The organism is Streptomyces sp. adm13(2018) (genome assembly GCF_008042145.1).
GTDB lineage: Bacteria > Actinomycetota > Actinomycetes > Streptomycetales > Streptomycetaceae > Streptomyces.
Map to the genome: position 1 here is coordinate 1 of NZ_RDBH01000100.1, position 7,682 is coordinate 7,682.

The following is a 7,682-nucleotide window of genomic DNA, read 5'->3' on the forward strand; positions in this document are numbered from 1 at the left end:
GACTTCGGCGGTACGGCGCGCAGCCGGCGACCGACTCGAGGACGATGCCACCGTGATGTGTCTGGACTGGCACGGTCCGCAGGAGACCCAGCGGCACGTCAGCTCCGGCGCGGCAGTCTCCGCTGCGGTCAGAAGCTGAGGAAGCTCACTCCGCCCATCACCCACGGCCACGGTCCCTTCAACGAGCCCCTCCTGCGCCGACCCGGCAATCTGCTGGGGTGAGCGCCACCAGCCAGGCTCTTCACATACACATCATCCACCAGGAGAGAGTCGGCCACAGGTCTGCCACGTCGCGGCGCGGCAGGGCACTGGCACGTAGGGCCGCGGTGAACACCGACGCAGCCCGGCGACCGGCGCGCGCTCGCCTCGGCCGGCGCCTACTGCGCGGGTCCCCCCGGCATCGCCGGGCCCTGCTCATACCGCCAGTTCCTCGGTGGCGACAAGGCCATGAGCGAGTCCCGGGGACACTCGACCCGGAACGCGTGAAGCAGCCGTGCGCCCTGAGCCCAGTGCCCCCGGTTCCACCGGCGGGTGGAACGGGTCAGGCGAGGTTGATGATCTCCATCTGGGGCCCCTTCTGGCCCTGGGCGACGTCGAACGTCACGGCCTGGCCCTCCTGGAGCTCACGGAAACCCGTCGATTCGATCGCCGCGTGACCAGATCCGGGTGCGCCCCTCGCGTGCTGCCTTGTGCCACCTGAATCGCGTGCGGCGGCACCACGGGTGTTCCGGGGTGGTGCCGCCGTACGGGATTCTCTCCGTCCGGTGGGACGGAGAGGGGTCACGCGAGGGTGAGGAAGAGTTTCTCCAGCTCCTCCTGCGTCATGGGCGGCGTGCCGGAGTGGTCGCTGAGGCACTGCCGCATTCCGCTCGCCACGACGTCATAGCGGGCTGGCCAACGCCCGCTGCTGCTCGGGCCCGTTGATGACCCGCTCGGCGGTGTTGCGTTTCTTGTACCGATCTTCGTCGAAGCCCGGCGGCCGTCCGCCGCGTGAACCGTGCCGCGACCATCTACGGCGACGGGGGTCGACCGAACCATGGCGCAGCTCGTCCTCCGATTGACACGCCGCCGCATCGCAGGAAGCCGGAGCAAGCACCAGGATCCGAACCATTCCCGGACCTCCTCGCTCATCGGGAGCGTCAACGCCACGATCTCCGCAGGCCGGCACCTCGCAACTCATGTACCACCAGCAGACCAGGAACCTGCCGTTCCCCCGAAGCCGGAAATCGGGCGGCTTCCCAGAGGCCGGCGTCCAGGAGCGCGGCACTGTGGACTCCTCGAAGACGGCTCCTGCCTGCTTTGTGCAGGTCAAGGGCGGGCTCGACTGCACACCGGCACGCGCCGGACGATCTTTGCGAGGAACGTCGCTCCGGTCAGGGCAGACGGGAACCATGAGGTCACCCCCGGCCAAGCCTGAAGTACCTCAGGTACCCGCCGGCCCGGACAGGACCAGTCGGCCGACCTCACGGGTCAGTACCGATCGGGCGTCCTCACCGAGGGAGTCGTCCGAGACGAAGTAGTCGCTCTCGTCGAGCCCCGCGAAACGGCTGAGACCCACCACGCCCCACTTGGTGTGGTCGGCGACCACGGCGAGCCGGGTCGCGGACTCGATCAGCGTCCGGTTGGTCTGTGCCTCGGCGAGGTTCGGCGAGGTCAGACCCGCCCGCTCCGACACCCCGTGGGCACCCATGATCAGGAGGTCCACCCGGAGAGAGCGGATCGTCTGGTCCGCCAGGGGTCCCACCAGCGAGGCCGACCTCGTGGGGGCGCCGCCCGTGAGCAGCACCGTCGGGGCGCCCGCGTCGGTTCCTCGGCGAATGCGCGCAGCAGGTCGGCGACGGGCAGCGAGTTGGTGACGACGGTGAGACCGGGCGCGTGTCGGAGCCTGGCGGCCACCTCGTACGCGGTGGTGCCTTCGGACACGGCCACGACGCTGCCCGGCTTCACGAGGTCGGCAGCCCCGGAAGGGCCGGTGCTGCGGCCGTCCGGCCGCAGGACCGGCCACTCGTCCTACGAGGTGGTGATTTGCTGGTTCGGAGCGGCGGAGCAGCCGTACTGGACGACTGCGGCCCCGTTCGCCGTGGAGACCCCGCTCACGTCGACGCACTTGCCGCTGTGCCGTGCCATCAGGGTGGCGAAGCCGTCGGGCGACCTGTGCACCGACCACTGCTGGTTGGCGCCGCCGTTGCAGGCGTACTGGAAGACGATCGCGCCGTCGGCGGTCGACTCGTCGGTGACGTCGAGGCACTTCCCGCTGTGTCGCGCGACGACGTTGACGTAGCCACCGCCGGCGGGTCGCAGCGACCACTGCTGGTTGGTCGCGCCGCCGCAGCTGTACTGGACCACCTGGGCTCCGTCCGCGGTCGAGGCCCCGGTCACGTCCAGGCACTTGCCGCTGTGCCGCATCCGCAGCGGCACCCAGCTGTCCGCCGCGAGGGAACGGAGGGTCCATGACTGGTTGGCGCCCGTCGTCGGACGGTAGACGCCGACGGGCGCGCCGTCGCTCGTGGACTCGCCGCTGACGTCGAGGAGCTTGCCGCCGGCACTGTTGACCAGGGTGTAGCGCCCCTCACCCGTGGTGGAGAGCATCCACTTCTGCTCGGCGGAGGTGCCCGCGTTCACCAGGGCGAGGGAGTCGCCCTGGGCGGCGAGGGCCTTGCCGTTGGCGACGCTGGTGACGCGGTAGGTCGCGGTGTTGCTCCAGTCGGCCGAGGACAGCTTGGTGAAGTTCCACTGCTGTGCGGCGGTGGCGGGGCTGGAGGTGCGCTGGACCAGGGTGCTCTGGCCGCCGCTGGTGGCGACCGCGAGGGCCTTGCCGCTGTGGTCGTTGAGCAGCTGGCGCGCGGCGCCGGTGGGGGCCGTGGTGTCGGAGGCGTTCACGCCGGTCGCGCCGGGCAGGACGAAGGTCGTGACGGAGCCGGCTCCGACGGTGGCGGTGAGCGTCTTGCCGGCGGGGGTGAGGTCGCTCTCGCGGTGGAGGTTCCTGGTGCCGTCGGTGGTGTAGCGCTGGACGGGACCGGTGCCGACGGTCTGGAAGCCGCCGAGGTTCAGGGTGAGCCGCTGGGGTTCGCCGGTGGGGTTGGTGTGGACGACGACCGCGCCCTGGCCGGCCGGGCGCAGGGCGGCGAAGGTGTCGGCGTTGTCGGTGTTGATGACGCGGGCACCGGGGCGCACGAACCTGGTGTAGTTCGCCAGTGCCCAGTACTTCTTGTTCTTTCGGAGCGGCTCGGTGGCCGCGTTCTGCGGGGTGAAGTCGGTCTGGATGAGGCCCCAGTTGGAGTTCTCGCGGTTTGGTGTCATGTTCTCGTAGTCCTCGACGGCCTGCCACAGGACCCAGGCGCGGGGCTCCAGTTCGCGGAAGTCCTCGTTGACGCGCTGGGTGAGGTCGAGGGCGGGGCTCATGTCGGTGAAGCTCTGTCCGACGCTGCCGCCGAGGTCCACCTCGGACATCCACAGCGGGGTGGCCGTCCCCTTGGCGATGTCGCGCGCTCCGGTGCGTCCGCCGGTGTTGTACGTGTGGGTGTTGAGCCGGCCGAGTGCGGCCTTGGTGGCCGTGTCGTAGGTGTCCCAGTTGGCGCGGAAGGTGTTCGGGTTGGTCTCGTCCATGGCGGCGATGCGCGTGCTGACGCCGTCGGCGTTCAGCCGGGCCCGCATGGTGGTGAGCATGCGGGCCTGGGAGGCGGGGTCCCAGTGGGAGCCCTCCTGGCGGCCACCGGCTCCCCAGTAGTCGGTGTTGGGTTCGTTGAGGGGGGAGAGAGTGTCGAAGGTGACACCGGTGGCCGCCTCGGCGCGCTTCATGGCACCCGAGAGGTACGCCGCGAACCGTTCGTACTGGTCGGAGCGGAGGTTGTCCTGCCAGGCGTTCCAGTTGCCCGACACCAGGCCGCTGTTCGTCATGAAGTACGGAGCGGAGTTGGAGAACGCCTCGAAGGTGTCGGCGCCCCGCGCCTTGGCGGCGGTGAGCCACCAGCGCTGGTTGGCGTCGGCGTTCGGGTTCCAGTGGGTGGGGTTGTTCGGGTCCCACCAGTCGGGGGACTCGGGCCCGGGGCGGTTCCACCAGCCGGGGACGGCACCGCCGGCCCGCATGTAGGGGGTGGTCTCCGGGCTGTCGCCGCCGCCGATGTTGTAGCGGGCGATGGTGAAGCCGAGGCCGTCCGTGCCGTAGAGGGCGTCGGCGAGCGCGTTGCGCTGGGCGTCCGGCCAGCCGCCGGTGACGTTCGCGAACCAGGCAAGCGCGGTGCCCCAGCCCTCGAACGGCTGCTGCTGGTAGCTCGGGTCGGGTCGTACGGTCACGGCCTGGGCGGCCTCCTCGGCCGCCGCGGAGGCCACGGGCGTGAGGCCGGTCGCGACGAGGGCGGCCACGGCGACGGTGCCCAGGAGCGCGCCGCTCCGGCGCACTCGGGTCGGGGGGCGTTCTCTGGTGGAGCGCATGGCGGTCTCCCTGAATGGAGCGATGGTCGACCAGCACCGAGGGCCGCGGGCGTCGGGGGCCGGAGCGGTCGGGTGCTGTCGATGGAGAGCAGGGTGGGGCAGGCCCCGTCGGGGGCTCGGGGCCCGCCCCGGGGTGGTCCGGACAGCGTCAGGCGGCCGCGCGGAACCACTTCTGGTTGGCGCCGTTGTTGCAGCTCCACTGAATGAGCGCCGTGCCGTCGGACGTGGACTGGTTGGTCACGTCGAGGCACTTGCCGCTCGACGAGGCGGACAGCTGCACGGTGCCGCCGGAGCCCGTCACCCTCCACTGCTGGGCGGTCGATCCGCTGCAGGTGTACTGGACGATCGCGGCGCCGTCGGCGGTCGACCCGTCCTTCGGAGCCAGGCACTTGCCGCTGTAGCGGGCCACGATCTGCACCCGGTTGGTGCCGGCGGGCTTCAGCCAGAACTGCTGGTTGACGCTGTTGGCACAGCCCCACTGGATGAGGACGGCCCCGTCGGCGGTGGAGCGGTCGGCGACGTCGGCGCACTTGCCGCTGTGCGAGGCGGTCAGCGTCTCCCAGGTTCCGATCCCCTGCACCGTGCCCGTGGCCGCGTCCACGGTGATCTGCGGGTAGTAGTCCATGGTCATGGTGGTGCCGGTGGGGAACCTCAGCGGGAGCCAGACGTACTGGGAGTCGTTCACCATGCCGCCCATGGAGTTGCCCCACCGGTCGCCCATGTAGAGGTACGAGGTCCCGGACGTGCCCTGGACCGGCAGCACGTATGCCGTCTGGGATCCATAGGTGTCCCCGTCCCCGATGTCCTGCAAGCCGCTCCAGGAGCCGGTGACGCTGGTCGCGGTGGCGTACTTCTGCTGGTTGGGAGCCCAGCCGGTGGCGCCGGAAGTCAGCAGGAAGTACACGCCGTTGCGCTTGAACATCGCCGGGGCCTCGCGCCACTGGCCGGGCCACAGCTTCTGCACCTGCGCCGCGATGTCGGTGTAGTCCGGGGTCAGGCGGTAGACGTGGAGGTCGGCGTTCTCGTTGGCGGCGGAGATCATGTAGCCGGTGCCGTCGGTGTCGACGAACGTGGTGATGTCCCGCGACATGTGGCCGAGCGGCCGGAAGCTGCCCCGCCAGGTGTAGTCGCCGTCGACGGTGTCCGAGACGGCCACCGCGGCCCGCGCCTCGGAGTAGTCGGTCGCGCTGCCCTCCTTGTGCATCCACATCACGAACTTGCCGGTCGAGGCGTTGTACATCACCTTCGGCCGCTCGATGTTCGCGCCCGCGAGTTCGGGGTGGCTGCTCGCCGTGAGGACGTGGTGGCGGAACTCCCAGGTCTTCAGGTCGGTGGAGCGGTAGGCCGAGACGTACTTGAAGCTGTTGTCGGCGTTGCGGTTCTCGCCGAACCAGTAGTAGTACGTGCCGACCTTGACGACCCCGCCGCCGTGGGCGTGGACGGGGTTGCCCGCCGGGTCGGTGAACTGGACGGCGTTGGTGACGGTGACGGCCGCCGCGTGGGCGGTGCCGAGGGCACCCAGCAGGGACAGGAGGACAGCGCAGAGTGCGGTGAGCACGGTGGCGGTCCCCGAGGTGGTGCGTCGCATGATCGCGTACCTCGTGGTCTGGAGGGGGGATGGGCTGATGTGGCGGATGGGACGGGCGAAGGCGTGGCTTCCGCGTGGGAGGCCGTTCGCCGGGGAAACGCGCTCGTGCGATCGCCGCCGATCGCGGGTGACCGCCGGGGCCCCGAGGCGCCGACGGCACGTGATCGCCACGTTACGGGGAGGTGTCGGCTTGTTGTGTTSGCGTTAACATGAGCGCTTGGGAGGAGAGTTTGGGAGGGGCGACAGCAGCTGTCAAGGATTCGGACACGATCCATCGGAGACTGACCGGCTGGTATGTTTACGCCAACACACCGCAGGCCCCTGCGGGCGCGCGGACGCTCGCGACGGAAGGTCATCGATGGCGACGGACAACAGGACAAGGTCGCCCCGCTCACGCGCGGCCCGCCAGTGGCCGTCCATGGCGGACGTCGCCACCCTGGCCGGCGTCTCCTCACAGACGGTGTCCCGGGTGGCGAACAACCGGCAGAACGTCGACTCCGCGACCCGCGAGAAGGTGCTCTCCGCCATGCAGACGCTCGGCTACCGCCCCAACACGGCGGCCCGCGCGCTGGTCACCGGTCGTTTCGGAGCACTGGGCGTCGTCAGCTTCGACATCGGCGCGCACGGCAACGCCCGCACGCTCGGCGCGATCGCCGACGCCGCCCGCGAGGCCGACTTCTCGGTGAACTTCATGGGCGTTCGGGCCCAGACCGAGGCTGCCGTGCGCCGCGCCTTCCAGCATCTGATGCTGCAGTCCGTCGACGGCATCGTGCTGGTCGAGTCACAGATGCTCGACACCCCGTCGCTGCGCCTGCCGCCGTCAATGCCGGTGGTGGTCGCCGACGGCGACACCGGCCACGAGTACCCCCACGTCGACTTCGACCAGGCGCACGGCTCCCGGAGCGTGGTGTCCCATCTCCTCGGTCTCGGCCACCGCCCGGTCTGGCACCTCGCAGGCCCGGCCGACTCGTTCGCCGCGCGCCGCCGCGCCGAGTCCTGGCGGCGGACGCTCGTGGACGCGGGCGCGCCCGTACCGCCCGTGGTGCACGGGGACTGGTCGGCGCGGTCCGGCTACCGGGCCGGGCTCGACCTCGCCCGCCGGCCGGAGGTCACGGCCGTCTTCGCCGCGAACGACCAGATGGCGATGGGGCTGATGCGTGCCCTGCACGAGGCGGGCAGGAGCGTGCCCGGCCACGTCAGCGTCGCCGGTTTCGACGACATCGCCGAGGCCGCCTACCTCGTGCCGCCCCTGACGACCGTGCACCAGGACTTCGAAGTCGTCGGCAAGCACTGCGTGGCGCTGCTGCTCGACCAGATCGAGGGCCGCACGGACGGGCCGAGGCGCAGGGCCGTGGAACCCGTCCTCGTGGTGCGCTCGAGCACGGCTCCGCCGCGGCCGGGCGCCCTGGCCTGAAGCCGCCGCCGGACACCCCGCGGCCCGGCCTCCCCCGCGCGACCACGGGCGTGCGGCGTCAGTTCTCCCGTCCGCGCGCAGCGGGGGGCGCCGTACTGTGCCGTTCCACCAGGGTGGTCGGCACCAGGCGCACCCCCGTGACCGTCTCGCCCGCCAGCTCGCGCAGGACCGCGTCGACGCACCACTCGCCGACCCGCGCGAAGTCCTGGTGCACGGTCGTCAGGGGCGGAATGAAGGACGCCGCCTCGG

7 protein-coding genes and 1 pseudogene are annotated in these 7,682 nt (G+C 70.9%); 1 reads left to right on the top strand and 7 read right to left on the bottom strand.

All coding sequences use genetic code 11. From position 1 onward, the window contains the following. Window positions 1-541: 541 nt before the first annotated feature. From EAO70_RS40280 to EAO70_RS09140, 6 genes and pseudogenes are all read right to left on the bottom strand, one after another. Window positions 542-718: pseudogene (locus tag EAO70_RS40280) on the bottom strand (cold shock domain-containing protein); the annotation flags it as partial. Window positions 719-880: 162 nt separating this feature from the next. Next, window positions 881-1,111, bottom strand: a complete 231-nt coding sequence (locus tag EAO70_RS40285; RefSeq protein ID WP_187283807.1) for a hypothetical protein — start codon at window positions 1,109-1,111, stop codon at window positions 881-883. 312 nt (window positions 1,112-1,423) lie between these two features. After that, window positions 1,424-1,786, bottom strand: coding sequence for a hypothetical protein (locus EAO70_RS39055; RefSeq protein WP_261992770.1), 363 nt, complete (start codon window positions 1,784-1,786; stop codon window positions 1,424-1,426). Beyond that, window positions 1,693-1,947 carry a hypothetical protein gene (locus tag EAO70_RS39060; protein ID WP_315986225.1) on the bottom strand — a complete coding sequence of 85 codons (255 nt, stop codon included), beginning with the start codon at window positions 1,945-1,947 and terminating at the stop codon, window positions 1,693-1,695. Before EAO70_RS39060 ends, EAO70_RS39055 begins: the two co-directional genes overlap by 94 nt. Window positions 1,948-2,010: 63 nt before the next feature. Continuing rightward, on the bottom strand, window positions 2,011-4,431 hold the full coding sequence (locus tag EAO70_RS09135; protein ID WP_148002505.1) for an RICIN domain-containing protein: 2,421 nt from the start codon (window positions 4,429-4,431) through the stop codon (window positions 2,011-2,013). 148 nt (window positions 4,432-4,579) lie between these two features. Next, the gene (locus tag EAO70_RS09140; RefSeq protein ID WP_148002506.1) at window positions 4,580-6,019 is read right to left on the bottom strand and encodes an RICIN domain-containing protein; all 1,440 of its coding nucleotides are present in this window, start codon (window positions 6,017-6,019) and stop codon (window positions 4,580-4,582) included. Window positions 6,020-6,437: 418 nt separating this feature from the next. On the opposite strand from EAO70_RS09140, the gene EAO70_RS09145 reads away from it, so the two are divergent. Beyond that, window positions 6,438-7,433: a LacI family DNA-binding transcriptional regulator gene (locus EAO70_RS09145; protein ID WP_148002521.1), complete on the top strand. Its 996-nt coding sequence runs from the start codon at window positions 6,438-6,440 to the stop codon at window positions 7,431-7,433. A 58-nt stretch (window positions 7,434-7,491) separates the two neighbouring features. Here the strand turns inward: EAO70_RS09145 and EAO70_RS09150 are convergent. Further along, on the bottom strand, window positions 7,492-7,682 hold a 191-nt coding region (locus EAO70_RS09150; protein ID WP_187283808.1), incomplete at its 5' end, for a substrate-binding domain-containing protein.